Annotated in this window: 21 protein-coding genes; 19 read left to right on the top strand and 2 right to left on the bottom strand. The window is 71.2% G+C overall.

The features are described from left to right. Positions 1-87: 87 nt before the first annotated feature. Genes BJ992_RS23600 through BJ992_RS33935 form a run of 3 tightly spaced genes read left to right on the top strand, consistent with a single transcriptional unit; the run spans position 88 to position 5770 of the window. The gene (locus tag BJ992_RS23600; RefSeq protein WP_184984528.1) at positions 88-354 is read left to right on the top strand and encodes a DUF6504 family protein; all 267 of its coding nucleotides are present in this window, start codon (positions 88-90) and stop codon (positions 352-354) included. Next, the gene (locus BJ992_RS23595) at positions 354-3764 is read left to right on the top strand and encodes a DNA polymerase III subunit alpha (RefSeq protein ID WP_184988810.1); all 3411 of its coding nucleotides are present in this window, start codon (positions 354-356) and stop codon (positions 3762-3764) included. Before BJ992_RS23600 ends, BJ992_RS23595 begins: the two co-directional genes overlap by 1 nt. 47 nt (positions 3765-3811) lie before the next feature. After that, positions 3812-5770, top strand: coding sequence for a WD40 repeat domain-containing serine/threonine protein kinase (locus tag BJ992_RS33935; RefSeq protein WP_221474949.1), 1959 nt, complete (start codon positions 3812-3814; stop codon positions 5768-5770). An 8-nt stretch (positions 5771-5778) separates the two neighbouring features. Here the strand turns inward: BJ992_RS33935 and BJ992_RS23575 are convergent, their stop codons facing one another. Beyond that, complete coding sequence (locus BJ992_RS23575; protein WP_184984526.1) at positions 5779-6459, bottom strand: hypothetical protein; 681 nt, start codon at positions 6457-6459, stop codon at positions 5779-5781. A 231-nt stretch (positions 6460-6690) separates the two neighbouring features. On the opposite strand from BJ992_RS23575, the gene BJ992_RS23570 reads away from it, so the two are divergent. Then, positions 6691-7353 (top strand): alpha/beta fold hydrolase, encoded by a 663-nt coding sequence (locus BJ992_RS23570; protein ID WP_184984524.1) that lies wholly within the window; start codon positions 6691-6693, stop codon positions 7351-7353. A gap of 63 nt (positions 7354-7416) precedes the next feature. Here the strand turns inward: BJ992_RS23570 and BJ992_RS23565 are convergent, their stop codons facing one another. Then, complete coding sequence (locus tag BJ992_RS23565) at positions 7417-8436, bottom strand: LLM class F420-dependent oxidoreductase (RefSeq protein ID WP_184984522.1); 1020 nt, start codon at positions 8434-8436, stop codon at positions 7417-7419. Between the two features lie 214 nt (positions 8437-8650). Here BJ992_RS23565 and BJ992_RS23560 point away from each other — a divergent pair, with 214 nt between their 5' ends. The 15 genes from BJ992_RS23560 (at position 8651) to BJ992_RS23490 (ending at position 25363) form a co-directional block, all read left to right on the top strand. Further along, positions 8651-9436 (top strand): (Fe-S)-binding protein, encoded by a 786-nt coding sequence (locus BJ992_RS23560; RefSeq protein WP_184984520.1) that lies wholly within the window; start codon positions 8651-8653, stop codon positions 9434-9436. Then, the gene (locus BJ992_RS23555) at positions 9433-10833 is read left to right on the top strand and encodes a lactate utilization protein B (RefSeq protein WP_343072819.1); all 1401 of its coding nucleotides are present in this window, start codon (positions 9433-9435) and stop codon (positions 10831-10833) included. The genes BJ992_RS23560 and BJ992_RS23555 overlap by 4 nt, the downstream gene beginning before the upstream one ends. Beyond that, complete coding sequence (locus BJ992_RS23550) at positions 10830-11453, top strand: LutC/YkgG family protein (RefSeq protein WP_184984516.1); 624 nt, start codon at positions 10830-10832, stop codon at positions 11451-11453. The genes BJ992_RS23555 and BJ992_RS23550 overlap by 4 nt, the downstream gene beginning before the upstream one ends. Positions 11454-11758: 305 nt before the next feature. Next, positions 11759-12202: a hypothetical protein gene (locus BJ992_RS23545; RefSeq protein ID WP_184989484.1), complete on the top strand. Its 444-nt coding sequence runs from the start codon at positions 11759-11761 to the stop codon at positions 12200-12202. Further along, positions 12199-12510 (top strand): winged helix-turn-helix domain-containing protein, encoded by a 312-nt coding sequence (locus tag BJ992_RS23540; RefSeq protein WP_343072818.1) that lies wholly within the window; start codon positions 12199-12201, stop codon positions 12508-12510. The genes BJ992_RS23545 and BJ992_RS23540 overlap by 4 nt, the downstream gene beginning before the upstream one ends. After that, positions 12503-13396, top strand: a complete 894-nt coding sequence (locus BJ992_RS23535; RefSeq protein WP_184984514.1) for an ABC transporter ATP-binding protein — start codon at positions 12503-12505, stop codon at positions 13394-13396. Before BJ992_RS23540 ends, BJ992_RS23535 begins: the two co-directional genes overlap by 8 nt. Beyond that, positions 13393-14562 (top strand): ABC transporter permease, encoded by a 1170-nt coding sequence (locus BJ992_RS23530; protein WP_184984512.1) that lies wholly within the window; start codon positions 13393-13395, stop codon positions 14560-14562. The genes BJ992_RS23535 and BJ992_RS23530 overlap by 4 nt, the downstream gene beginning before the upstream one ends. A 90-nt stretch (positions 14563-14652) precedes the next feature. Beyond that, a complete protein-coding gene (locus tag BJ992_RS23525) occupies positions 14653-15765 on the top strand; it encodes a GNAT family N-acetyltransferase (RefSeq protein WP_184984510.1) in 1113 nt (370 codons plus the stop codon). A 153-nt stretch (positions 15766-15918) separates the two neighbouring features. Then, the gene (locus tag BJ992_RS23520; RefSeq protein WP_184984508.1) at positions 15919-16818 is read left to right on the top strand and encodes a sirohydrochlorin chelatase; all 900 of its coding nucleotides are present in this window, start codon (positions 15919-15921) and stop codon (positions 16816-16818) included. 108 nt (positions 16819-16926) lie between these two features. Then, complete coding sequence (gene cobT, locus BJ992_RS23515) at positions 16927-18027, top strand: nicotinate-nucleotide--dimethylbenzimidazole phosphoribosyltransferase (protein ID WP_184984505.1); 1101 nt, start codon at positions 16927-16929, stop codon at positions 18025-18027. Between the two features lie 87 nt (positions 18028-18114). After that, entirely contained in the window at positions 18115-19155 is a 1041-nt protein-coding gene (gene speB / locus BJ992_RS23510) for an agmatinase (RefSeq protein WP_246496758.1), read from the top strand. A gap of 46 nt (positions 19156-19201) precedes the next feature. Continuing rightward, a complete protein-coding gene (cobA, locus tag BJ992_RS23505; RefSeq protein WP_184984503.1) occupies positions 19202-20437 on the top strand; it encodes a uroporphyrinogen-III C-methyltransferase in 1236 nt (411 codons plus the stop codon). Beyond that, complete coding sequence (locus tag BJ992_RS23500) at positions 20434-22659, top strand: GTPase (protein ID WP_343072817.1); 2226 nt, start codon at positions 20434-20436, stop codon at positions 22657-22659. Before cobA ends, BJ992_RS23500 begins: the two co-directional genes overlap by 4 nt. Further along, positions 22656-24305 (top strand): GTPase, encoded by a 1650-nt coding sequence (locus tag BJ992_RS23495; RefSeq protein WP_246496757.1) that lies wholly within the window; start codon positions 22656-22658, stop codon positions 24303-24305. Before BJ992_RS23500 ends, BJ992_RS23495 begins: the two co-directional genes overlap by 4 nt. Positions 24306-24856: 551 nt before the next feature. Then, complete coding sequence (locus BJ992_RS23490) at positions 24857-25363, top strand: single-stranded DNA-binding protein (RefSeq protein ID WP_184984501.1); 507 nt, start codon at positions 24857-24859, stop codon at positions 25361-25363. Positions 25364-25365: the final 2 nt, after the last annotated feature.

Genomic DNA, 25365 nt, shown 5'->3' with positions numbered 1-25365 from the left:
AAGCTCTGGGAACATATGTTCGAAGCAGCACCGCCCGTCTTCCCCCGGGTGCTCCACAGTTCCAAGGACCCAGGGAGAAGAACCGCCTTGAGCAGAATCTACGGCGATCCCATCGAGGTGTGGACGCGGGAGGACGACCCCGTCCGCTTCGTCTGGCGGGACCGGCTGTACGTCGTGCGCCGCGTCCTCGACCACTGGGTGACCTCCCGCGAGTGGTGGAAGATCGCCGACAGCGACCCGGGTGAGCGGCGCTTCTGGCGGGTCGAGGCCAGCCCCGGCGGCCAGGCCGGCACCTACGAGCTGCGGTACGACACCGCGAGCGAAGGCTGGCTGCTGCTGAGAGCGTGGGACTGATGTTCCCCCACCTGCACGTCGCCTCCGCCTATTCCCTGCGGTACGGCACGGCGTTCCCCGCCGCACTGGCGGCCCGCGCCGCCGAGCGCGGCATGGACATGCTCGCGCTGACCGACCGTGACGGCATGTACGGCGTCGTCAAGCACGTCCAGGCGTGCGCCGCCGCCGGTGTCGCCCCCATCGCCGGCGTCGACTTCGCGCTGGACCGTCCCGGTGACGACGCCTGCCGCGTGACCGTGCTCGCCAGGTCCGGCGGGTGGGCCCACCTGTGCCGGCTCACCACCGAGGCCCACCAGGCGGGGGAGCGCGGTGAGCCGTACGTCACCCGCGCCATGATCGCCAGGCACGCCGACGGCCTGGTGGTCCTGCTCGGCCCGAGGTCCGACGCCGGTCACGCGGTCGCCGAGCGCCGCGACCAGCGGGCCCGCGAGCTGCTGGCGGCGTGGCGCGCCGCCGTACCCGACCTGGTGGTGGAGGTCGTCGACCACTACGGGCAGCGAGACGCCGTCGTCGCGCGCCGCATGCTGGCCCTGGCGAAGGCGGCGGGCCTGTCCGCCGTGCTGACCAACGCCGTACGCCATCTGGACCCCGGCGACTACCGGGTGGGGGACGTGCTCGACGCGGCACGCAAACTCGTGCCGCTGCACCCCCGCCACCTGGAGCACTCCGCCGCGCACGCCTACCTCAAGGACGGCCGCGAGATGGCCCTGATGGCGAGACGCGTCTGCGGCGACGGCGCCGCCGAGCTGCTCGCCACCACCCGCCGCGTCGCCGAGCGCTGCGTGCTCGACCCACTGGAGGTCCTCGCGCTCGTCGGCGACCCGCAACGGCTGCACCTGCCTGAAGTGGACGCCGACCCCGTGCCGCTGCTGCGCCGCCGCTGCGAGGAAGGCCTGGCCCACCGCGGCATGGAACGCTCCAGTCAGGCCCGCGACCGCCTCGCCGACGAGCTCGCCGTCATCGAGCGCAAACGGCTGTCGGGGTACTTCATCGTCGTCGCCGGCATCACCGACATGATCCGCGAGATGGGGGTGCGCTGCGCCGTACGCGGCTCGGCGGCCGGCAGCCTCGTCACGCACCTGCTGCGCATCGGCGAGGTCAACCCCCTCGACCACGGCCTGCTCATGGAGCGCTTCCTGTGCGACAGCCGCAGAGGGCTGCCGGACATCGACGTGGACGTGGAGTCCGCGCGGCGCCTCGACTGCTACCGTGCCATCCTCGGCCGGTACGGCGAGAGCCGCGTCGCGTGCGTGTCGATGATGGAGACCTACCGGGCCCGCAGCGCCATCCGTGACGTCGGCGCCGCCATGGGCCTGCCGCCGCACGAGATCGACACCATCGCCAAGGCGTTCCCTCACGTACGGGCCCGCCAGATCCGTACCGCGCTCACCGATCTGCCGGAACTGCGCGGCAGCGGCCTGAACGACCGCGCGCTGTCCACGATGTTCACGCTCGCCGAGAGACTCGACGGCCTGCCACGGCACATCGCGCTGCACCCCTGCGGCGTCCTCGTCGGCAACGCCGGGCTGCGCGACCGCACCCCCGTGGAACGCAGCCTGCTGGAGTTCCCGATGAGCCAGTTCGACAAGGAGGACGTCGAGGAGCTCGGGCTGCTCAAGCTCGACGTGCTCGGCGTGCGCATGCAGTCCGCCATGGCGTACACGCTGAAGGAGATCGAGCGCGTGGACGGCACGCGCGTCGACCTGGAGCAGGACGTGCCGAGGGACGACACCCCCACCTACGACATGATCCGCACCGGCCGCACGCTCGGCTGCTTCCAGATCGAGTCCCCCGGTCAGCGTGAACTGGTCGCCAAGATGGAACCCCGGCAGATCCACGACCTGATCGTGGACATCTCGCTGTTCCGTCCCGGTCCCGTCAACTCCGACATGGTCACCCCGTTCCTGGAGGCGCGGCACGGCTGGCGCGAACCGGCCTACCCCCACCCGCGGCTGCGCGACGCGCTGGCCGAGACCCACGGCGTCGTCGTCTTCCACGAACAGGTGCTGCGGATCATCGACATCATGACCGGCTGCGGCCTGTCGGAGGCCGAGCGTATCCGCCGCAAGCTCGGCGACCCCTCGGCACGGCAGGAGATCATGACGTGGTGGGAGTGCAACGTGCTTCCCGAGTACGACCGCGCCGCCACCGACCACGCCTGGCACATCCTCGACGCCTTCGGCTCCTTCGGCTTCTGCAAGGCCCACGCCGCCGCGTTCGCGCTGCCGACCTACCAGTCGGCCTGGCTGAAACGCCACCACACCGCCGCGTTCTTCGCCGGACTCCTCACCCATGAACCCGGCATGTACCCCAACAGGGTGCTGCTGGACGACGCGCGCCGCTGCGGCGTGACCGTCCTGCCGCTGGACGTCAACCGCTCGGCACGGCACTGGCAGGTGGAACGCCGCACCGGCGCACCCGGCGACGACCTCGACCACATCGGCCAGGGTTACGGACTGCGCGTCCCCTTCTCGTCGGTGAAAGGCGTCAGCGAGGCCGAGATCGACCGCATGGTCGCCGGACAGCCGTACACCTCACTCGCCGATTTCTGGGCCAGGGCCCGGCCCTCCCGTCCGGTCGCCGAACGCGTCGTCGAGGTCGGCGGCCTCGACGACCTGCACGACGTCCACCCCGGCGGCCCCCGCTGGCGTCCCGGCCGGCTGACCCGCCGCGACCTGGTGGCGCACATCGGCACCCTGGAACGCGCTTCGGCGACCGGCACCGTCACGGCCGCGCGGGCCGCCGCCGTGCAGATCCCCATGGCGTTCACCGAACGCATCGAACCCGGCGAGTTCCCCGAGATGACCGAAGCCGAGGCCGTGCAGGCCGAACTGGAGATCCTCGGCATGGACGTCAGCCACCACGTCCTGGACTTCCACACCGAACTCCTCGACGCCATCGGCGTGGTCCGCTCCCGTGAACTGCTCACCATGCGCGCCGGCGCCGAGATCCTGGTGGCAGGCGTCAAGGTCGCCACCCAGACCCCCGCCGTCCGCTCCGGCCGCCGCGTCATCTTCACCACCCTCGACGACTCCACCGGCCCCGTCGACCTCACGTTCTTCGAGAACGTCCAGGGTCACTGCGCCGCCACCGTCTTCGGCTCCTGGCTCCTGGTCGCCAAAGGCGTCGTACGCCGCGCCGGCGGCCGTGCCGTCACCCTGCGGGCCCTCGACTGCTGGAACCTGGTCGACCTGGACGAACTGTGGCGCACCCGGGGCACCGCCGAACTCCGCCGCCTCCTGCTGACCCCCCGTCCCACCACCCCCGGCGTCACCGGCGTCCCCCTCACCTACGCCAACGGCTTCCGCGTCTCCCCGTACGCCGACATCGGCGCACCTCCCGGCATCCGCACCCCTCCGAAGAAGCTGTGGCACTCCAGCCCCGGCAGCTCCGGCCCCACCGCTCCGTAACCACTGGATCACAGCCGGGACGACCGGGGTGTTCGCGTGATTTGCTGATGATTGTGGCGGAGGACGTCGGAACGGTGGTGGCCGGCCGGTACCGGCTGGTGCGATTACTCGGCGAAGGCGGCATGGGCTCCGCCTGGCAGGCGGTGGACGAACGGCTGCGGCGTGATGTCGCCATCAAACAATTGCGGCTGCCCCACGGCATCCGCTCCGAGGCGCGCGGCCAGCTGGTGGCCCGGGTGGAACGCGAGGCCCAGGCGGCGGGACGGCTGCGCCACCCCGGCATCATCACCGTCCACGACCTGCTCACCGACGAGCGGGGCCTGCCATGGATCGTCATGGAACTCGTCGCGGGTGCCTCACTCGACCAGATCGTGGAGGAAGGCGGCCGGCTGTCCCCCGAGTGGACCGCTCGCATCGGCGCACAGGTCGCCTCCGCACTGGCCGCCGCGCACGCCGCCGGCATCGTGCACCGCGACGTCAAACCGGCCAACATCCTCCTGGAAGGCGACCGGGTGGTCCTCACCGACTTCGGCATCGCCTCCCTGGAAGGCGACACCACCCTCACCCCCACCGGCCTCATGATCGGCACTCCGGCGTACATGGCCCCCGAGCAGATCGACGGCGCCGCCGCCACCGCCGCCTCCGACATGTGGGCCTTGGGGGCCACCCTCTACAAGGCGGTCGAAGGCCGTCCCCCGTTCGAGGCCCCCACCCCCGCCGCACTGCTGATGTCCGTCAACCGCGGCAAACCCGCCCCCATGACCCACGCCGGCCCGCTCCACCCCCTGCTGCGGGCTCTGCTGAGCAAGAATCCCGCCTCCCGTCCCACCGCCGCCACCGCCGCCGCGTCCCTGACCGAACTGACCACCCCCGCCGAACCGACCCGCCCCATCCGCCGTGACCGCACCGGCGAGCCGGCCAGGACCCTCCCGCCGGTCCGCCGGCCCGCACAGCCCCTCATGCGCCGTCCCGTCGTCACCCGCCGCCGTGTCCTGCTCGGCCTCGGCGCCGCCGCTGTGCTCACCGCCGTCCCCACGACCTACCTCCTCACCCGCCGCACCGGCCCCGATTGGAGCACCCCCGCACCCTTGGCCGCCGACTTCCCCGGCCACAGCTCCACGATCACCTCTCTGGTGTTCACCTCCGACGGCAAGACCATGATCAGCGCCAGCGCCGACGACGTCGTCCGCTGGTGGAACGTCCTCGACGGCAAGCCGGTCGGCCGTCCGTTCACCACCGGAGCGGGGCCCACACCGAAACTGCTGCTCAGCCCGCAGGGCACCGTGCTGGCCGTCAACGGCGTGATCCCCGCCACGAGCGACACCAGTGAGAAGCACTCGCTGCGGCTGTGGACGCCTGACCGCCGGCTCATCGGCGATCTCACTCTGGAGGACTCAGGGGACTACGCACGGCGCATGGCGTTCAGTGCGGACGGCAAACGGCTGGCCGTCTTCCACAACTACGACTTCCAGCTCCGCGTCTACGACACCGCCACCCGTGAGCGGCTCATCGGATTCCCCCGTAAAGGCAACGACGCCGACGCCTTGGCCTACAGCCCCGACGGCAAACTCCTCGCCAGCGCCAGCAGACTTGGCGACGTGAGCGAACTGCAACTGTGGGACATAAGCTCCGCGACCCCCATCGATCCGCCGGTGAAGCACCCGTCCCTCATCACCGCGCTCGCCTTCGACCCCAAAGGCCGCGTCCTGGTCTCCGGTGACGACGACTCCATCGTCTCCCTCTGGGACCCCGCCACCGTCACCGCCATCACCAAACTCCCCAGACGCCACGCCGCACCCGTCCAGGCGATCGCCTTCACCCCCGACGGCTCCGTGCTCGCCACCGGCGCCACCGGCGTCGTCTGCCTGTGGGACATGACCTCCCGCCGGCTGATCGGCAATCCCCTCCCGCACCCCGGCACCGTCTCGTCCCTGATGTTCCACCCCAACGGCGACCTCCTCGCCACCGGCGGCACCGACGGCAAGATCCGCCTCTGGCAGCCGTGAGCCGGGAACTACTCTCCGGCCGGGTAGGTGTGCCGGGGTAGGGAGCGCAGCACCGGCAGCAGCTTGAGGCGGGGGGCGAGGCCGGAGGGGCGTGCGTTCCACTTGGCGCGGGTGACCTCGCGGACGGTGGCGGCGCACAGTACGGCGGCGAGGACGGCGACGGTGAGTTCGGTGGGGCCGAGGCCGGTCAGGGAGTGGGTGGTGGAGGGGCGGAAGACGGGGAGGTGGGTGACGATGAGGAACAAGGTCACGAGCCAGGAGGCCCACCAGGCGGCGAGCAGGGCCAGCCAGGAGACGCGGCGTGCGTCTCGGATGCCGGTCGCGTCCTCGCGCAGTTTGTACAGCAGCAGTGCGGGGGCGGCGAGGTTGAGTACGGGGACGAACCAGGCGATGGCGATCGTGCCGGGGGTGGCGCCGGCGTGGCGGAGCCAGGAGAAGTACGAGCAGCCGGCGGCCACGGTGGCGGCGAGGGCCAGCAGGACGAGGACGGCGAACCACGTCACCGCGCCGACCAGGGGCTGGGTCTCCGGGACGCGGGGGTCGGTGCCGAGGACCGCGACCTGGCGCGCGAGTTGCCTGCCGCGCACCTCTTCGAAGACGACCAGGCACGTCAAGGTCGCGATCTGAGCGGCGAGCGCGAGATAGACGCCGATCGCCGCCCTCCCCACCGCGTACCGCGCGTAGCGCATGTCGGTCTCCTTTCGGCATGCGCGGGCACAGCCAATCCGCGTGAAGCGGCGCGACGCCTGATGGACTTGTATCCACTCCTGAAGCGGCCTAATCGACCCCGGAGCTCAGAAGATCCCCATGCTCCGCCGTCGGCGGAATCCCCGGTCGTGCGGGGCCTGGACCTGTCCAAACGGCAGAGACGCTTACCTTGGGTAATGAAATGTCAGGTACGTGGTGATTACCATGAGCGGATGCTGATCACGGCACACGTCAACGGCGTCGGCCTGGCCTACTGGATGGAAGGCACCACCGGCCCACCGCTGATCCTCCTGCACGGCCGCACCGCCAACCACACCGACTGGGGCACCTCCATCCCCTACTTCGCCGGCCGCCACCGCGTCTACGCCGTCGACCTGCGCGGCCACGGCGCCAGCGAGCACACCGGCGACTACAGCTTCCCCACCATGGCGCAAGACCTCCGCGCGCTCCTCGACCACCTCAAACTCGACCGCGCCACCGTCATCGGCCACTCACTCGGCGGTGTGGTGGCCTACCACTTCGCCATGACCCACCCCCACCGCCTGGACCGCCTCGTCCTGGAGGACCCCCCACCCCCCTTCCCCATGATCCGTCCCCCGGTGGAGGAGGACGACTCCACCGGCTTCGACTGGCAGATGGTCCACCAGACCGAAGCCCAGTTCACCACTCCGGACCCCACCTGGCCCAAAGCCCTGTCCCAGATCACCACCCCGACCCTGATAATCTCCGGCGGCCAGAGAAGCCACGTCAGAGCCGAACTCCTGGCCCCTCTGATCCCCGGCTCCCACCTCACCACCCTCGACACCGGCCACCTGGTCCATTCGACCGACCCGAATGCCTTCCACACCACCGTGGACGCGTTCCTCGGCGCCTGATGTGAGCGTCGTTCCCTCCGTCGTTCCACGCTTGCGTGACATGGATTCTCCGCGGGGTTTCCGTCAGCCGAGTACCAGGTCGCGGACGGTGCGGAGTGCCGGCTCGTCGTGGGGGCCCATGGCGAGCAGGGTTGTCACCGGGGAGTCTCGCCATAGCCGGAGGCGTTCGCGGATCCTGGCGGGAGGGCCGAGGAGGGAGATGTCGTCCGCGAGGGTGTCGGGGATGGCTTTGAAGGCTTCGTCTTTCTTGCCGGTCAGGTAGAGGTGCTGGATCTTCTCGGCTGCTTCGGCGTAGCCCATTCTGCTGATGATGTCGGCGTGGAAGTTCTTGGATCTGGCTCCCATGCCGCCGATGTACAGGGTCAGCATGAGTTTCACGGTGTCCAGGGCCTCGCGGAGGTCGTTGGTGACCATGACGAGGACCATGGCGGCGATGTCGAAGCCGGGGGAGGCTTTGGCCAGGGAGTCGCCGTACAGGGCCGGGATCTGCTGGGGGATGGTGAAGAGGGGAAGCCAGCCGTCGGTGAGTTCGGCGGCGAGGGCCACGTTCTTGGGGCCTTCCGCGCCTAGGTAGACGGGGATTTCGGGACGCAACGGGTGGGTGATGAGTTTCAGGGGTTTGCCGAGGCCGGTGCCGCCGGGGTACGGAAGGGGGTAGTGGGGGCCGTCGTTGGTGACGGGGGCCTCTCTGCGCCAGACCTTGCGCATGATGTCGATGTATTCGCGGGTGCGGGCCAAGGGGTAGGGGAAAGGCCGGCCGTACCAGCCTTCGACGACCTGGGGGCCGGAGGCGCCGATGCCGAGCAGGAGGCGGCCACCGGTGAGGTGGTCCAGGGTCATGGCGGTCATGGCGGTGGTCACGGGGGAGCGTGCGGAGATCTGCGCGACGCTCGTGCCGAGTTTGATGCGGGTGGTGCGGGCTCCGTACCAGGCCAGAGGGGTGAAGACGTCGGAGCCGTAGGCCTCGGCGGTCCAGACCGAGTCGTAGCCGAGGCGTTCCGCGGCCTGGACGAGGTCGGTGGCGTCGGTGGCGTGGCGTTGCCAGTAGCCGAGGTTGAGGCCGAGTCGCAGGTCGTCGCTCATGTCCGCTCCCTGGGTGCCTTGGTGGCGCTGCGGGTAATTAGAACACGTTCTAGATCGAAGGGGTGAGAGGTGGGGCCGAGGACGGGGGAGATCGGTGGAGTAGGGTCGGGGACCGTACGGTATGTCCCGCGCCGTCCCGGGCTTTGGATGCGTGCTCACGGCGGTGGGTCTCCGCGGGTGGCGGCCGGGACGGGTTCCAGGAAAGGGCTGCGGGATGCGGGTCGCCCTGTTCGTCACATGCGTCAACGACACATTGTTCCCAAACACCGGCAAGGCGGTCGTCTCGCTGCTGCGGCGGCTCGGGGTGGACGTGGACTTTCCGCAGGAGCAGACCTGTTGCGGGCAGATGCACGTCAACACCGGGTACCGCGACGAGGGGGTACGGCTGGCGCGCGGCTTCCTCTCGGTGTTCGGTCGGTACGACGCGGTGGTCTCGCCGTCAGGGTCGTGCGCGTCGATGGTGCGCGAGCAGTACCCGAAGCTGGCGGCCGGCATGGGGGCCACAAGAGCGAAGGCGTTCACGCGGGTGCACAGGGGACGCACGCGGTTCGCTGAGGCGGTGGCCGAGGTGACGCCTAAGGTGTACGACCTGTCGGAGTTCCTGGTGGACGTGCTCGGGGTGACCGATGTGGGGGCCTGTTTTCCGCATCGGGTGACCTATCACCCGACGTGCCACTCGTTGCGCGGATTGCGGGTGGGGGACCGGCCGGTGCGGCTGCTTGAGGCGGTGCGGGGGCTGGAACTGGTGCCGCTGCCGCAGGCGGACGAGTGCTGCGGGTTCGGCGGGACGTTCGCGGTGAAGAACGCGGCGGTGTCGGCGGCGATGTGCGCCGACAAGATCGGTCACGTGATGGACACCGGGGCCGAGGTGCTGTGCGCCGCGGACAACTCGTGCCTGATGCACATCGGGGGAGCGCTGCGGCGGCAGCGGTCCGGGGTGCGGGTCATGCACCTGGCGGAGATACTCGCGAGCACGGAGGACCTGGGGGCACGGCGGTGAGCAGGACGTTCGTCGGGATGCCGGCGTTTCCCCGGGCCGCCGAGGAGGCCGTGCAGGACTCGCAGCTGCGGTTCAACCTGCGTAAGGCCACGCACACCATCCGGGGACGGCGGGCCGCCGTGGTGGACGAGGTGCCGGACTGGGCCGCGATGCGCGCCGCGGGGAAGGTCGTCAAGGACGACGTGCTGCGCAACCTGGAGCGGTACCTGCTGCAGGTCGAGGAGGCCGTCACGCGGGCCGGCGGCCACGTCCACTGGGCCGCGGACGCGGCCGAGGCCAACGCCATCGTGACGCGGCTGGTCGAGGACACCGGGCACCGCGAGGTGGTCAAGGTCAAGTCGATGGCCACGCAGGAGATCGGGCTCAACGAGGCCCTGGCGCAGGCGGGGATCACGGCGTACGAGACGGACCTCGCCGAGCTGATCGTGCAGCTCGGGGACGATCTGCCGTCCCACATCCTGGTGCCTGCCATTCATCGCAACCGGTCGGAGATCAGGGAGATCTTCCAGGAGAACATGGCCCGATGGGGACGGCCGGCGCCGGACGGGCTCACCGACGAGCCCGCGACGCTGGCGGACGCGGCGCGGCTGCATCTGCGGGAACGGTTCCTGTCCACCAAGGTGGGGATCTCCGGGGCCAACTTCGTCATCGCGGAGACCGGCACGCTGGTGGTGCTGGAGTCCGAGGGCAACGGACGGATGTGCCTGACGCTGCCGGAGACGCTGATCAGCGTGGTGGGGATCGAGAAGGTGCTCCCCACCTGGCGTGATCTCGATCTGTTCCTGCGGTTGCTGCCGCGTTCGTCCACCGGGGAGCGGATGAATCCGTACACCTCCACCTGGACGGCCGGAGTCGAGGGACAGGAGTTCCATCTGGTGCTGCTGGACAACGGCCGCACGCGGGTGCTGGCGGACGAGGTGGGACGGCAGGCGTTGCGGTGCATCCGGTGCTCGGCCTGCCTGAACGTCTGCCCGGTGTACGAGCGGGTGGGGGGCCACGCGTACGGGTCGGTGTACCCGGGGCCGATCGGGGCCATCCTCACACCGCAGCTGCGGGGGACGGCGTCGGAGCTGGACGCGTCGCTGCCGTACGCGTCCAGCCTGTGCGGGGCCTGTTACGACGTGTGTCCGGTGGCGATCGACATTCCCGAGGTGCTGGTGCATCTGCGGGCCAGGGGGCCGCATCCTGCCGGGGAACGGGCCGGGATGCGCGCCGCCGGGTGGGTGTTCTCGCGGGCCTCGCGGCTGCGGGGAGTTCAGCGAGTGATGTCCCGGATGCGGCGGTTCGTACCTCGGCGGTGGCTCCCGGGGCCGGGGTCGGCGTGGACGCAGACGCGGGACGTGCCGGCGGTGCCGGCGGAGTCGTTCCGGGAGTGGTGGGAGCGTGAGGGCCGATGAGTTCGTCCAGGGACCGGATCCTCGCGGCCGTCCGGGCCGCGGTCGCCGGGGCTCCTGAGGTCCCCTCTGCCGGGCCGCATGAGTGGGTCCGGCCGTCTGGCGGACTGCTTGAGTTGTTCGTCGAGCGGCTACGGGACTACCGGGCCGTCGTGCACGTGGTGCCGGCCGAGGAGGTTCGCGCCACGGTCGCCGAGGTGCTCGGGGAACGGCGGGTCGTCGTCCCTGAGGGCTTTCCTCCTGACTGGCTGCCTTCGTCGTTCCTGCGCGACGAGCCGCCGTTGAGCGTCGTCGAGCTGGACCGGGTGGACGGGGTCGTCAGCACGTGCGCCGTCGCGGTCGCGGAGACCGGCACGATCGTGCTGGACGGAGGCCCCGGCCAGGGCCGGCGAGCGCTGACCCTGCTCCCCGACTACCACCTGTGCGTGCTCACCGACAACCAGATCGTGCCAAGCCTCTCCGAGGCCGTCGCGGCCCTCGACCCTCACCGGCCGCTGACCTGGATCAGCGGCCCGTCCGCCACCAGCGACATCGAACTCAACCGCGTCGAAGGCGTCCACGGTCCCCGCACCCTGAATGTCATCGTGGCGACCCGCCGTACGACGGCGCCGGATTCGCCGTAACCGGTTCCCGCCGTCGCGGCGCCGGTATCGGTGGCGGTGGGTGAGGTGGCGTCGGGTGGCGTCGGCATTGGCGTCGGCGTTGGCGGCGCTGTGTGGCGGGGGGTTGCTGTGTGGTGGGGGGATTTTCGGTGGCTTGGGGGCTTTGTTCGGCGCCGGTACGGCGAGGGGTGGTTCGAGGAGATCGGCGCCGTGGTACGGCGGCTCACCCGTCACTTTCAGGTGGCAGGGTCTGGGCCGGTGGAAAGTACTTGAATGGGAGTTGAGTGCTTGATAGCGTGTTGAGCGGTCGAACGGGAGGACAGCCCATGAACATGGGTGAGAGCTTCAGTGCGGGTCAGGCGCTCGAAGAGATCGAGCGGATGCGGGGGAAGGTGCGGCGGTCGAGCCGGTGGGTCGGGTGGCTGTACCTGTTCTGGGGGGTCTCGGCGGTCGTCTACTGGAGCCTGATGTTCCTCGGCGGGAGCACGGTGCGGATGGCGGCGGCGATCGCGTGGCTGGTGCTGACAGCCGGGTCGTTCGTCTTCATCCATCGGCAGCGGGTGCACGGGTCCGGGATGGACCGGTTGCAGTACGTGATCACGTTCACCTGGCTCGGGACGATGGTCGGCGCGGCCCTGGCCGGGTCGTACGTGCTGCCGGACGAGCCGACCGGCTGGTGGGTGGTGGCGGCGGTCGCGGTGGCGGGGGCCGCGGCGGTGCCGGTGCTGTACGGGGCCTGGCGGTTGCGGCCGTGGGCGGGGGAGCGGTGACCGGAGCGCATCCGCGGCACGGGCTGGACCCGCTCATCCACACGCCGGTGCGCTTGTCGATCATGGCGGCCCTGGCGGCGGCGGACCGGGTCGAGTTCCGGTTCCTGCGCGACACCATCGAGGTCAGCGACTCCCTGCTGTCCAAGCACATGCTCACGCTCGAAGAGGCCGGCTACGTGAAGGTCGAGAAGGTCTTCATCAGCAAGAAGCCCGGCACCTGGTACTCGCTGTCCCCGGAGGGCCGCGCGGCCTTCCAGGAATATGTCTCCGTCCTAGAGATGATCATGAAGGGATCCCCCCATGCTTGAGGTGAGACGACTCAAGAAGAGATACGGCGACAAGATCGCTCTGGACGACGTCAGCCTGTCCGTCGGCGAGGGCCAGATGTTCGGCTTCGTCGGCGCCAACGGCGCCGGAAAGACCACCACGATGCGCATCATCATGGGTGTCCTGTCCGGCGACGGCGGCGAGGTCGAATGGCGCGGCAAGCCGGTCGGCTTCGAGACCCGCAGACGGTTCGGCTACATGCCTGAGGAGCGAGGCCTGTACGCCAAGATGCGGGTCGCCGAGCAGATCACGTACTTCGGTCAGCTCGGCGGCATGGCCCCCGCGGCGGCCAGGAGCGCCGCGGACGCGCTGATCGAGCGGCTCGGCCTCACCGAGCGCCGCGACGACGACGTCGACAGCCTCTCGCTCGGCAACCAGCAGCGCGTGCAGCTCGCCGTCGCGCTGATCCACGATCCGGAGCTGCTGGTCCTCGACGAGCCGTTCTCCGGCCTCGACCCGATCGCCGTGGACGCGCTGGCCGAGGTGCTCGCCGAGCGCACCGCCAAAGGCGTGCCGGTGGTGTTCTCCAGCCACCAGCTCGACCTGGTGGAACGGCTGTGCGACTCGGTCGGCATCATCAAGGCCGGCACGATGATCGCCGGTGGCACGGTAGGGGACCTGCGCGCACGGGAGTCGCGCAAGCGCCTGCGCATCGTGGTGAGCGGCGCGGACCCCGGCTGGGCCGACCGCCTCCCCGGCACCGTCGTCGCCAAGAGCGCACAGGACGGCGCCGGCCGCGACGAGGTCGTCCTCATGCCGTCCGACGACCAGGAGGCCCTGCGGGTCGCCGCCGGAGCGGGCCGGGTGGAGCACTTCGGATGGCAGGAGCCGTCCCTGGCCGAGATCTTCCGTGAGGTGGTCGCGTGAACACCGTCCTGCTGGTGGCCCGCCGCGAGATCAGCGTGCGGGGCCGCACCAAGGGTTTCCGGTACGGCCTGCTCGTCACCGCCGTGCTGATCGGCGTCCTCGCCTCGCTGCCGAAGATCCTCGGCGGCCCGTCCGAGTACGTCGTGGGCCTTTCCGGCCCGAGCGCCGAGCGCATGGCGGAGGCACTGTCGGCGCAGGTGTCGCAGCGCGACGACACGACCATGCGGTTCGAGCGCTACCCCGACGAGACCGCGGCGCGCGCGGCCGTACAGGACGGCAAGGTCGAGGCGGCCGTCACCGGTGACAAGGTCATCTCCAAGAGCGTGCTCGACGGCGACCTGTCGGTCATGCTGGACACCGCGCACCGCGTGGTCGCCACCGAGGCCGGCCTGGTCAGCGCCGGGCTGGACCCGGCCAAGGTCCAGCAGGCCCAGCAGGTGACCCCGCTGACCCCGGTGATGCTGAACGGCACAGGCGAGGAGGCCGGTGTCCGCCTGGTGTTCGCCATGACCATGGTCGTCATCCTGTTCATGCTGCTGATGCAGATCTGCACCTGGGTCGCCATGGGGGTGGTCGAGGAGAAAGGCAGCCGCATCGTCGAGATCCTGCTGACCGCGGTACGGCCGTGGCAGCTCCTCACCGGCAAGACCCTCGGCCTCGGTGTGCTCGGCCTCGCGCAGCTGCTGGTCATCGCCGTGGTGGGTCTCGGCGCGGCCCAGGTCACCGGCGCCGTCCCTGACATGCCGGCCGGCATGTACGGCGTGGTGGCGAACGCCGTGCTGTGGTTCCTGCTGGGATACGTCTTCTACGCGGCGATGTTCGCGGCCATCGCGTCCACGGTGTCGCGGCAGGAGGAGCTCAGCGGCGTGCTGACCCCGGCCACCATGCTGCTGATGGCGAGCTACCTGATCGGCTTCTTCGCGGCCCGCACGCCGGAGGCGCCGCTGACCCGTGTGCTGTCGATCGTGCCGCCGTTCTCCGGCATGGTGATGCCGGTCCGCACGGCCGTGATGGCGGTCCCGGTGTGGGAGACGGCGCTCGCCATGGGCCTGATGGTGGTGGCCGCCGCCGCGGTGCTGGCGCTCGGCGGCAAAGTGTACCAGCGCGCGGTGCTGCGCACCGGCGCGCGGGTCCGCCTGCGCGACCTGTTCGGCACGGCCGCGTGACCTCTCCGGCGGGTGCCGCCACGGGCCCGCCGGGTTGCGGAGCACCCCCCATGTGCGGTGAGCTGATATGTCCGCACAGGGGGGATTGCCTTGACCGGTTTCGATGAGCACTTGACGATCACCACGCGACGGCTGGTCCTTCGGCCTTTCGGCCCCAAGGACGCCGACCGCATCCGGGTCATCGTCGAGTCGGGGGTGCAGTTCCTGCCGCCGGGGGCTCCGGGGCACGTCGCGGGGATCTCGCAGTGGCTGGCGTACGGCGTGCACGAGCTGTGGCGGTCCGGCCAGGGCATCCATCTCGCGATGGTCGCGGACGGCACCGTCATCGGGGCGATCAGCCTGTTCCGTACGGTCTGGGGCATCGGCACCACCGAGGTGGGGTACGGCGTCCACCCCGCCTACCGGGGCCGCGGCTTCGCGCCGGAGGCCGTCGCCGCGCTCACCGAGTGGGCCCTCACCAAGGGGGGCCTGCGGCGGGTGGAACTGCGGGCCAACCTCGACAACACCTCGTCGCTGCGGGTCGCGGAGAAGGCCGGCTTCACCCGCGAGGGTGTGCTGCGTGGCGCCGGCTACGAGGACGACGGCCCCCACGACCTGGTCATCTTCGGCCTGCTCTCCGGTGACCTGTCCATGGGGCCGCCGACGATGAACGGCCGCGGCTTCGGCACCGGTGTCCGCATGGAGAGCGAGCGCCTCGTCCTGCGTCCCTTCACCGGCACCGACGCCGCCGACGTGCTCGCCGCCGTCGAGCACGACGCCGAGATCCGCCGCTGGATGCCGTGGGCCGAGGGGTACGACATGCAGCGCTCGTACGACTGGTGCACCCGGTACGCGCACGCCGACTCGGTGAACGGCGTGCAGTTCGCGATCGAGCCGAAGACCGGCGGCCGGCTGGTCGGCTCGGTCGGCGTGCAGCGTGCCGACTGGGAACGCGGCGACGTCGAGATCGGCTACTGGATCTCCCCGTGGGCCCGCCGCCGCGGCTACGCCAGCGAGGCGGCCCGCGCGGTCAGCACCTACCTCATGATGCGCGGCTTCCACCGCGTCACGCTCCTCGCGGCCGTCGGCAACGTCAACAGCCAGGGGGTCGCCAAGAAGGCCGGTTTCACCGAGGAGGGGGTGCTGCGGCGGGCTCTCCCGGTGGGGGACGGGCTGTCGGACGCCGTGCTTTTCAGCCTGCTCAAAGAGGAACACCGCTGGTGACCCTGTGACGTCAGAACACTCCAGGTGAACCAGGGAAACGCCGGCGGATCGTTCGGGCCCATTACTGGGCAAAGGCAGGCCCATGAGCTGGCAGATTCCGATATCCTCGCGACCCGACCCATCGTTTTCGCAGGTCAACGTATCGGAGATCATATGAAGCCGCCGCTTCTGCTCATCGGGCACGGGGCCCACGACGACACCGGCGCGGCAGAGTTCGGCCGGTTCGTCCATCGCCTGCGGTGCCGGCTGGACGGCGTCGCGGCCGATGTCTCCGGCGGTTTCATCGCCAGGGGCCGTCCCACGATGAGCGACTCGGTGGCCTCCTTGGTGGCGCGCGGTCACCACCGGCTGGTCACGATCCCCCTCACGCTGTACGGCACCGGCGACGTCGAGGCGGCGGTGCGGCGGGCCCAGCTCGCGCACCCGACCCTCACCTGCGACCAGGGCCGCTCGCTCGCCGCCTCGCCGCGCGTGCTCGCCCTGATGGGGGAGCGGCTGGCCGACGCGCTCGCCGAGATGCCGCGCCTGGCCGCCGTCGGCGACGACCACGGCGAGGCGCACCGCGAGCCGGTGTCCCCGGCCGAGACCGCCGTCGTGCTGGTGGGCCACGGTTCGGCCGACACCGCCGAGAACGCCGAGGTGCACCGGGTGTCGCGGCTGTTCTGGGAGACCCACGCCGCCGGTCTGCTGACCGTCGAGACGGCGTACGTGTCGGACGCGCCGCCGAGCGTCGCGCAGGGCATCGAGCGGTGCCGCCGCCTCGGCGCGCGGCGCGTCGTCGTGCTGCCGTACCTGCTGTTCGCCGGCGGTGTGCTGGAGCGCATCTGGGCCGAGGCGCTGGCGTACGCCGCGGGCCACACCGATCTCGACGTGCGGTTCGCCGAGGTCATCGGCGACTGCGAGGGCCTCGCCGACGTGATCATCGAGCGGTACGAGGAGACGCTGGCCGCCGAGCCCGCCGGCTCCGAGTGGACCGCGCGCGACGCCGGCCTGCTCGCCGTGGTCCACCGGCTGCCGCGCGAGGAGCCGACACTGGCGGAGGGCCTGGTCTGACGGGGCCGGCCCGGCGTCACGCCACGCGCGCGGGGCCGGGGTACGGCGACCCGGAGGTAGATCGTTAGAGTTCGCCGGGACGACGCCGGGAAGGGGCTGGGCTGCTTCATGGGACTGCTGGAGACGACGCTCGCGAAGATCCACCCCGCCGACCGGAACGCCAGAGCGCTGGCGGTCGCTCACCAGGACCGGCTGACCAAGCCGCGCGGCTCCCTCGGCGCGTTGGAGGACGTCGCGGTACGTCTGGCGGCGGCGGCCGGCACGTGTCCCGCGCCGTTACCGGTTCCCGCCGCGCTCGCCATCTTCGCCGCCGACCACGGTGTGCACGCTCAGGGGGTCACCCCGTGGCCGCAGGAGGTCACCGGCCAGATGGTGGCCAACTTCCTCGCCGGTGGCGCGGTCGCCAACGCCTTCGCCGCGCAGGCCGGCGCGTCGGTCACCGTGGTCGACGTCGGCGTCGCCACCGAGCTGCCACCCGGCCCCGGCCTGGTCGTCCGCAAGGTCGCCTCCGGCACCGCCGACATGACCCTCGGTCCCGCCATGACGCTCGACCAGGCGCGTGCCGCGGTCGAGACAGGCATCACGGTGGCAGGCGACCTGGTGGCGGCCGGTGCGCGGTGCCTGGTCACCGGTGACATGGGGATCGCCAACACCACGGCGTCGGCCGCGCTGATCTGCGCCTTCACCGGCAGCGACCCCGCTCGCGCCACCGGCAGGGGCACCGGAGTGGACGACGCCACCCTCACCCGCAAGATCGAGACCGTGCGCCGCGCGCTGACCGTGAACGGCCTGCCGCCGGACGGCGCCGGCGACCGTCCCGCCGGGGCCGCCGAGGCGCTGCGCCTGCTCGCCGCCGTCGGCGGGCTGGAGCACGCCGCGCTCGCCGGGTTCGTGCTCGGCGGCGCCGCGGCACGGGTCCCCGTCATCCTCGACGGGGTCATCGCCGGTTCGGCCGCGCTGGCCGCCGCCGCGTTCTCCTCCGCCGCGGCCGACCACTGCGTGGCGGGCCACCTGTCGGCCGAGCCCGGTCACGCCATCGCCTTGGCGCACCTCGGGCTGACCCCCCTGGTCGACCTCGGGCTGCGCCTCGGCGAGGGGACCGGCGCGCTGCTCGCCTACCCGCTCGTCGCCGCCGCGGCCCGGGTCATGCACGACGTCGCCACCTTCGACTCGGCCGGCGTCACGGACAAAGAAGCCCAGGCGACCTGACCGGGAGAGTGTCGGCGCATGACCAGAAGGCTTTACCCGGTCGCGGCGATATAGTGACAACTCGCCGTTAAGGATGATTGGACTGCGATGCGCTACGGCCCGATGTTCGGCCCCGACATCACCTTCCTCGGCGTGGAGCGCTGCGATCTCGCGGAGCCCGGGACGTACGCGGACGCGGACGTCGTCATCCTCGGCGCGCCGTTCGACGGCGGCACCAGCAACAGGCCAGGCGCACGGTTCGGTCCCATGGCGCTGCGGCAGGCGTGCTACCTGCCGCACGACGGCTCACGGCCGAGCCTCGCCATGCGCACCGACGGGCTGCGCGACCTGAAGGTGCTGGACGCCGGGGACGTCGAGTGCTACTCCGGCGACATCGAGAAGTCGATCGCCGACATCGAGGAGGCCGTGTACACCGTCGCGGCCTCCGGCGCGATCCCGCTGGTGCTCGGCGGCGACCACACCATCGCGCTGCCGGACGCGCGCGGCGTGGCGCGCCACCACGGGTACGGCCGCGTCTCCATGATCCACTTCGACGCGCACGCCGACACGGGGAACATCGACTTCGGCCACCTGCACGGCCACGGCCAGCCCATGCGCAGGCTCATCGAGTCCGGCGCCATCAGAGGCGACCGGTTCCTGCAGATCGGCCTGCGCGGCTACTGGCCCGGCCCCGAGACGCTGGACTGGATGGCGGGGCAGGACATGCGGTCGTACGAGATGACCGAGATCGTGGAACGCGGCCTCGCCGAGTGCCTGACCGAGGCCTCCGCGCGGGCCCTGGACGGCTGCGACGCCGTCTTCCTGTCGGTGGACATCGACGTGTGCGACCCCGGCCACGCTCCCGGCACCGGCACCCCCGAGCCGGGAGGCCTGAGCGCCAGGGAATTGCTCGACTCGGTGCGGCGCCTGTGCTACGAGCTCCCGGTGGCCGGCATGGAGGTCGTCGAGGTCGCCCCGCCGTACGACCACGCCGACATCACGGCGTTCCTCGGCAACCGCGTGATCCTGGAGGCGCTGTCGGCGATGGCGCGCCGCCGTGCGGTCGCCGCCGGGGGAGAGCCATGGGATCCGCGCCTGCCGCTCCTTTCCGGCAGACTTTCCACGCCTCAGGCGAGCGGGGGCCGGTAGGTTTGCCTCGCATCGCCACAACCCGGGGAAAGGGAACACGATCCTGATGTCGTCGCCCTATCTGCTCGGTCTGCGCCTCAACGGCAAGCGTGCGCTCGTCGTCGGCGGCGGACGCGTCGCGCAGCGCAGGGTGCCCACGCTTCTCGACGCCGGCGCGTCGGTCGTCCTGGTGTCCCCGGACGTCACCCCCGCACTCGACGACCTCATCGCGGCGGGCCGCGTCACCTGGGTGAACCGTCGGTACGAGGTCGGCGACTGCGACGGCGCGTGGCTCGTGCAGGCCTGCACCAGCGACCGCGACGCCAACGCCGCGATCGCCGCCGAGGCCGAGGCCAAGCGCATCTGGTGCGTCCGCGCCGACGACCGCGAGGCGTCCGCGGCGTGGACCCCCGCCAGCGGCCGGGTCGGCGAGATCAGCGTCGCCGTCACCGCCGGTGGCGACCCGCGCCGCGCCGCCGGCATCAGGGACTCCGTCGTCGACGCGCTGCGCGACGGGACCGTGGACGCGCGGCGCAACCGCGCCAAGCCCGTCGGGGTGGCGCTGGTCGGCGGCGGCCCAGGCGACCCCGGCCTCATCACGGTGCGCGGCCGTCAGCTCCTCACGCAGGCCGACGTGGTGGTGGCCGACCGGCTCGCCCCCCGTGCCCTGCTCGACGAGCTGGCCCCCGACGTCGAGCTGATCGACGCCGCCAAGATCCCGTACGGCCGTTACCTCGCGCAGGAACGCATCCACGAGCTCCTCATCGAGCACGCGCGCAAGGGGAAGTTCGTGGTGCGCCTCAAAGGCGGCGACCCGTTCGTGTTCGGCCGCGGCGGTGAGGAGATGCTCGCCTGCGCCAGGGCCGGCATCCCGGTCACCGTGGTCCCCGGTGTCACGAGTGCCGTGGCCGTGCCGGCCGCGGCGGGGGTGCCGGTGACCCATCGCGGGGTGAGCCAGGAGTTCCACGTCATCTCGGTGCACGTGCCGCCGGACGATCCGAGATCAACTGTTGACTGGGCGGGACTGGCGAGATCACCGGGAACCCTGGTACTTCTGATGGCTGTTGAACGTATCGCCGTGATCGCTGACACACTGCAACGAGATGGACGTTCGCCGGAAACCCCCGTGATGGTGGTACAGGACGGTACTCTTCCCACCCAGCGCGCTCTTTACGCCAGCCTCTCCACGGTGGCGGAGCGCGTTGCCGCCGCGGGCACACGGCCTCCGGCGATCGTCATCGTCGGCGACGTCGTCAGGGTCGGCCAGGAGATCCAAATGGTACGAGCGGAGCGGGTTCCGTGAAATCGACTGCGAACAAGGCCGGTCGCGTGGACGAGCACGCGGCACGGCCTGCCGACGCGGCGGTCGAGGGGGTGGACCCCGAGTCGCCGGAGGAGCAGACGATGACGTTCCCGGCCGTCTCCGGCACCGGGCCACCCGAGAGCCAGGAGACCGGCGACCTGTCCGAGGCCGAAAAGAATCCACAGCCCCCGGCCGGTGACACACCCGACGCACAAGAGAGCGCGGAGGCTCCGGCTGGCGACGCACAGCAGAGCGCGGAGGCAGAGGCCGGCGACGTCCCCGAGCAGAGCGAGGACGAGAGTCCGCCTACCGCCGTGCCGGCGCCGTCCGAGGACACCGCCGCGACCGCCGTCGAGGACACCGCCGAGGACACCGCCGAGGACACCGCCGAGGACACCGCCGAGGACACCGCCGAGGACACCGCGTCCACGCGGGAGGACGCCGTGGAGGACGCGGCCGAGCCGCCGGCCGCCGCGGACGACGACGGCACGCCTCCGCAGGCGGACGAGGCCGTGCCGGAGCGCACCCGCGAGGTGCCGCTGCCGCGTCCCGTCTCACGGGCCCTCACCACCGCTCTCGCCGGGCTCAAGAACAGCGTCACCGGCCTGCGGCTCGGGCTGGACGTCCCCGGCGTGGCCGAGGCGCGCAAGGCGCAGGCCGAGATCCTCACCCAGCTCGAGGACTACGTCATCCCGCGCGTGCACATGAGCACCGCACCCGCACTCATCGCCGTCGTCGGCTCCACAGGCGCCGGCAAGTCCACGCTGGTCAACACCCTGGCCGCCGCCAAGGTCAGCCAGACAGGCGTGCGCCGTCCCACCACGGCCACCCCCGTGCTCGTGTGCCACCCCGAGGACCGCGACTGGTACGCCAAGGGGGACGTGCTCGGCGGCATGGTGCGGGTCGACCGTCCCACCGGCGACGCCTCTCTCGACACCCTCGTGCTCACCGAGAGCGAGCGGCTGCCGAACGGCGTGGCGCTGCTCGACACCCCCGACATCGACTCGGTGGTGGAGCGGCACCACGACATCGCCAGGCGCATGCTCGACGCCGCCGACCTGTGGATCTTCGTCACCACCGCCACCCGGTACGCCGACGCGCCGGCCTGGGAGCTGCTGCGCCTCGCCAAGGAGCGCGGCGCACGGCTCGCGATCGTGCTGTCCCGGGTGCCGGAGAAGTCCAGCGAGGTGATCGAGAAGCATTTCGCGCGCATGCTCCAGGAGTACGGCCTCGGCGACGTCGAGCGTTTCGTCATCGAGGAGTCGACGGTCACCGCGGGACGCCTGCCGGACGCCGACGTCGCCGAGCTGCGCATGTGGCTGACCGACCTGTCGGTCGACGACCAGCGCCGCGACCAGGCCGTACAGGCCACACTCGACGGCGTGATGAACAGCTTCCGTGCCCGCGTGCCGGCCCTGGCCCGGCACCTGGAGGCACAGGTCGCCTTCCGCGCCGAGCTGCGCACCGACGTGGACGCCGCGTACATGGGTGCGCTCGCCTGGATCGACCAGGTCACCGGGGACGGCTCGCTGCTGCGCGGCGAGGTGCTGGCCCGCTGGCAGGACTTCGCGGGCTCCGGCGACCTCATGAAGATCGTCCACGTGCGCCGTCCCGGCCGCTTGGCCTCCAAGGCGGGCCAGCAGGCACCGGCACGGCTGCGCGCCTTCAAGACCGCGCTGCGCGCCGGGCTCGAGTCGCTGATCGTCACGGCGGCCCAGCGTGCCGCCGAGGAGGTCGTCAACCGGTGGCGGCAGCGCGACGGCGTCGGTGACCGCCTCGCCGCCACCCCTGGCCTCGGACGGCCGTCGGAAGAGCTGGTGCGCCGCGCGGGACGCATGGTGGGGGCCTGGCAGGAGCACGTCGTGGCGCTCATCCGGTCCGGCGGCATGGCCAAGCGGTCGGTCGCCAAGGTCGTCGCCTTCGACGAGGAGGCGCTCTCGCTGGTGTTCATGGTCGGCCTGCTCGGCTACGGCAACTCCGACGTGGCGGCGACGTCCGGCACGACCACCCTTCCCGAGCGGCTGCTGCGCGGCGTGCTCGGCGCCGAGGCGCTGCGCAGTATCGGCACGAGGGCACGCACCGACCTGCGCGCGCGGGTCAGCGTGCTGTTCGACGAGGAGACGCTGCGGTACGTGCAGGTGCTCGACGAGGTGGGGATCCCCGACGAGGCCGCGGCCAAGCGGCTCTACCAGGCAGCGTACAACCTAGAGGTCGCCCGATGACTGTCAGCGGCGCACGTGCCGGGACGATGGACAAGCGCAACGACCTGGGGTACCGGCTGTCGGCCCTCGCCAGGGTCGCCGAGCTCGGACCCGGCCGGGTCGACCCCAAGTTGCTCGCCGAGGCGGGGCAGTTGCTCCTGCGGGCCGGTGACCGGCTGAAGCTGTCCGGCGACCACACCGTCGTGGCGCTCGCCGGCGGCACCGGCAGCGGCAAGTCCTCGCTTTTCAACCGCATCTCCGGGCTTGAGCTGTCCCCCATCGGGGTGCGGCGGCCGACGACCGCGCGAACCCACGCCTGCGTGTGGGGCCTCGACGGCGCAGGGCCGCTGCTCGACTGGCTGCAGATCCAGTGGCGCCACCGGTTCGCGCGGGCCAGCGCGCTCGACCGCGGCGAGAGCCAGCTGCACGGGCTCATCCTGCTCGACCTTCCCGACCACGACTCGATCCGCGCGATCACCGACCACGAGGCCGACCGGCTGATCAAGATGGCCGACCTCATCGTGTGGGTGCTCGACCCGCAGAAGTACGCCGACGCCGCCACCCACACCCGGTACGTCCGCGAGCTCGCCGGCCACGAGGCGGTCACCGTCTTCGCGCTCAACCAGGCCGACCGGCTGGCCCCCGAGGAACTCGCCGAGTGCGTCGTCGACCTGTCGGACCTGCTCAAGAGCGAAGGCGTGGCCCGGCCGCGCATCGTGCCGACCTCGGCGACCACCGGCCGCGGCGTGAACAGCCTCAAGAGCGTGCTGGCCGAGTCGGTCGCCGCGCGCCGGGGCGCCGTGCAGCGCCTGGAGGCCGACCTCGACCGCCTGATGGTCAAGCTCACCAAGGTCATGCCTCCGGCCGAGGTCATGTCGGTGCCGCCGGCCGTCGACCCGGCCCGCCAGGAGGGACTCACCGACGCGCTGTGCGACGCGGTCGGCGTGTCCGCGGTCGGCGAGGCCATGGAGAACGTCTACGCCGCGCGTTCGGCCGCCTGGGTCGGCTGGCCGTACGGACGGTGGGCCGCGCGCCTGCGTCCCGACCCCGTGAACAGCCTGCGCCTCGGCAGCTTCCGCGACGAGATCAGGGCCGTCACCGCGGCCTCGATCAGCGCACAGCCCGCCGAGGTCGAGAACGCCGTCCAGGCCCTCGCCGACGGGCTCACCCCCGGCATGCCGGACGCCTGGCGCGACGGCGTACGCGACGCCGCGCGAGCCAACCTCGGCCGCCTGCCGCAGGTGCTCACCACCGAGGTCGCGGAGATCGCTCCCCGCCTGGACCGCGTCCCCACGTGGTGGCGCCTGCTCAAGGTCTGGCAGTTCTTCCTCGTGCTGCTCTTCGTGGCCGGTGTCGCGTGGGCCGGCAGCATCCTCTTCTACGGCGTCCTGCGACCCGCCGAGTCCGCTCCCGAACTGCTGAGCGACGTGTCCGTGCTGCCATGGGTCGCCTTGATGATCGCCAGCGTCCTCGGCCTCGGCCTGCTGTCGGCGATAGCCAGCCGCAACTTCGTCGTCCTCGGCGCGGCCAGGGAACGCGAGTCGCTGGAGCGCGAGATGCGCCGCCGCATCGCATCCGTCGGCAAGGAACAGGTCGTCAACCCCGTGGAACAGTCCCTACGCCACTACAACGACTTCTTCACGGCCCTGACGTCGGCACGCCGCTGAGCCGTCCAAGGAACTGTTCGTCCTCCCTGGTGGGGTCGGCGCGGCAACCACTTCAGCGACCTTCTTCACGGCCCTGACGTCGGCACGCCGCTGAGCCGTCGAAAGAACTGTTCGTCCTCCCTGGTGGGGTCGGCGCGGCAACCACTTCAGCGACCTTCTTCACGGCCCTGACGTCGGCACATCGCTGAGCCGTCCAAGGAACTGTTCGTCCTCCCTGGTGGGGTCGGTGCGGCAACCACTTCAGCGACCTTCTTCACGGCCCTGACGTCGGCACATCGCTGAGCCGTCCAAGGAACTGTTCGTCCTCCCTGGTGGGGTCGGTGCGGCAACCACTTCAGCGACTTCTTCACGGTCCTGGCATCGGCGCATCGCTCAGTTGTCCAAGGAACCGTACGTACCCCTGGCGGAGCAGGCGCTGTGCCACTGCAACGGCTTCTCATTCACCGGTGCCGGCCCGCCGCCGGGTTATCCACAGAACGCGGTTCGGTTGACACGCCAGGTGACGATGTGCCGCATGCTGGCCTCCACAGCGACGTTTCACGGAGGCCTGCATGGAAGACACCTACCTCACCGTCAGCGGCAACGTCATCACCGCACCCCGGCGATTCAGCCTGAAGGACGGCACCACCACCGCCTTGTTCCGCCTGGCCGCCACCCCCCGCTATCTCGACCGCCGCACCCAGACCTGGCGCGAGGGCGAGACCGCCTACTACAGCGTCTGGTGTCAGCGAGCCCTCGCCGAGAACGCTCTGGCCTGCCTCCACCCCGGCCACCCTGTGGTGGTCCACGGCCGCCTGCGTATCCGCGGCTACGAGAAGGACGGCGTGCGCCACCTGTCCGCGGACATCGAGGCCACGACCCTCGGCCACGACCTCCGCCGCGGCACGACCGTCTTCACCAGACATCACTCCGCCGCACCACCGGCGGCCTCCGAGCCCTCATCGGCCTCCGCCGGCTCCGGCCCACCTGACGCGCTGCCTGCTGCTCCTGACGGGTCCATTCATCGTGAGCCGCCAGAGGACCCCGAGGAGACCACCTCGCTGCCTCTGGCGGCCTGACC

It is taken from the genome of Sphaerisporangium rubeum, assembly GCF_014207705.1.
Taxonomy (GTDB): domain Bacteria; phylum Actinomycetota; class Actinomycetes; order Streptosporangiales; family Streptosporangiaceae; genus Sphaerisporangium; species Sphaerisporangium rubeum.
This window is presented reverse-complemented; position numbering and strand designations above follow the sequence as displayed.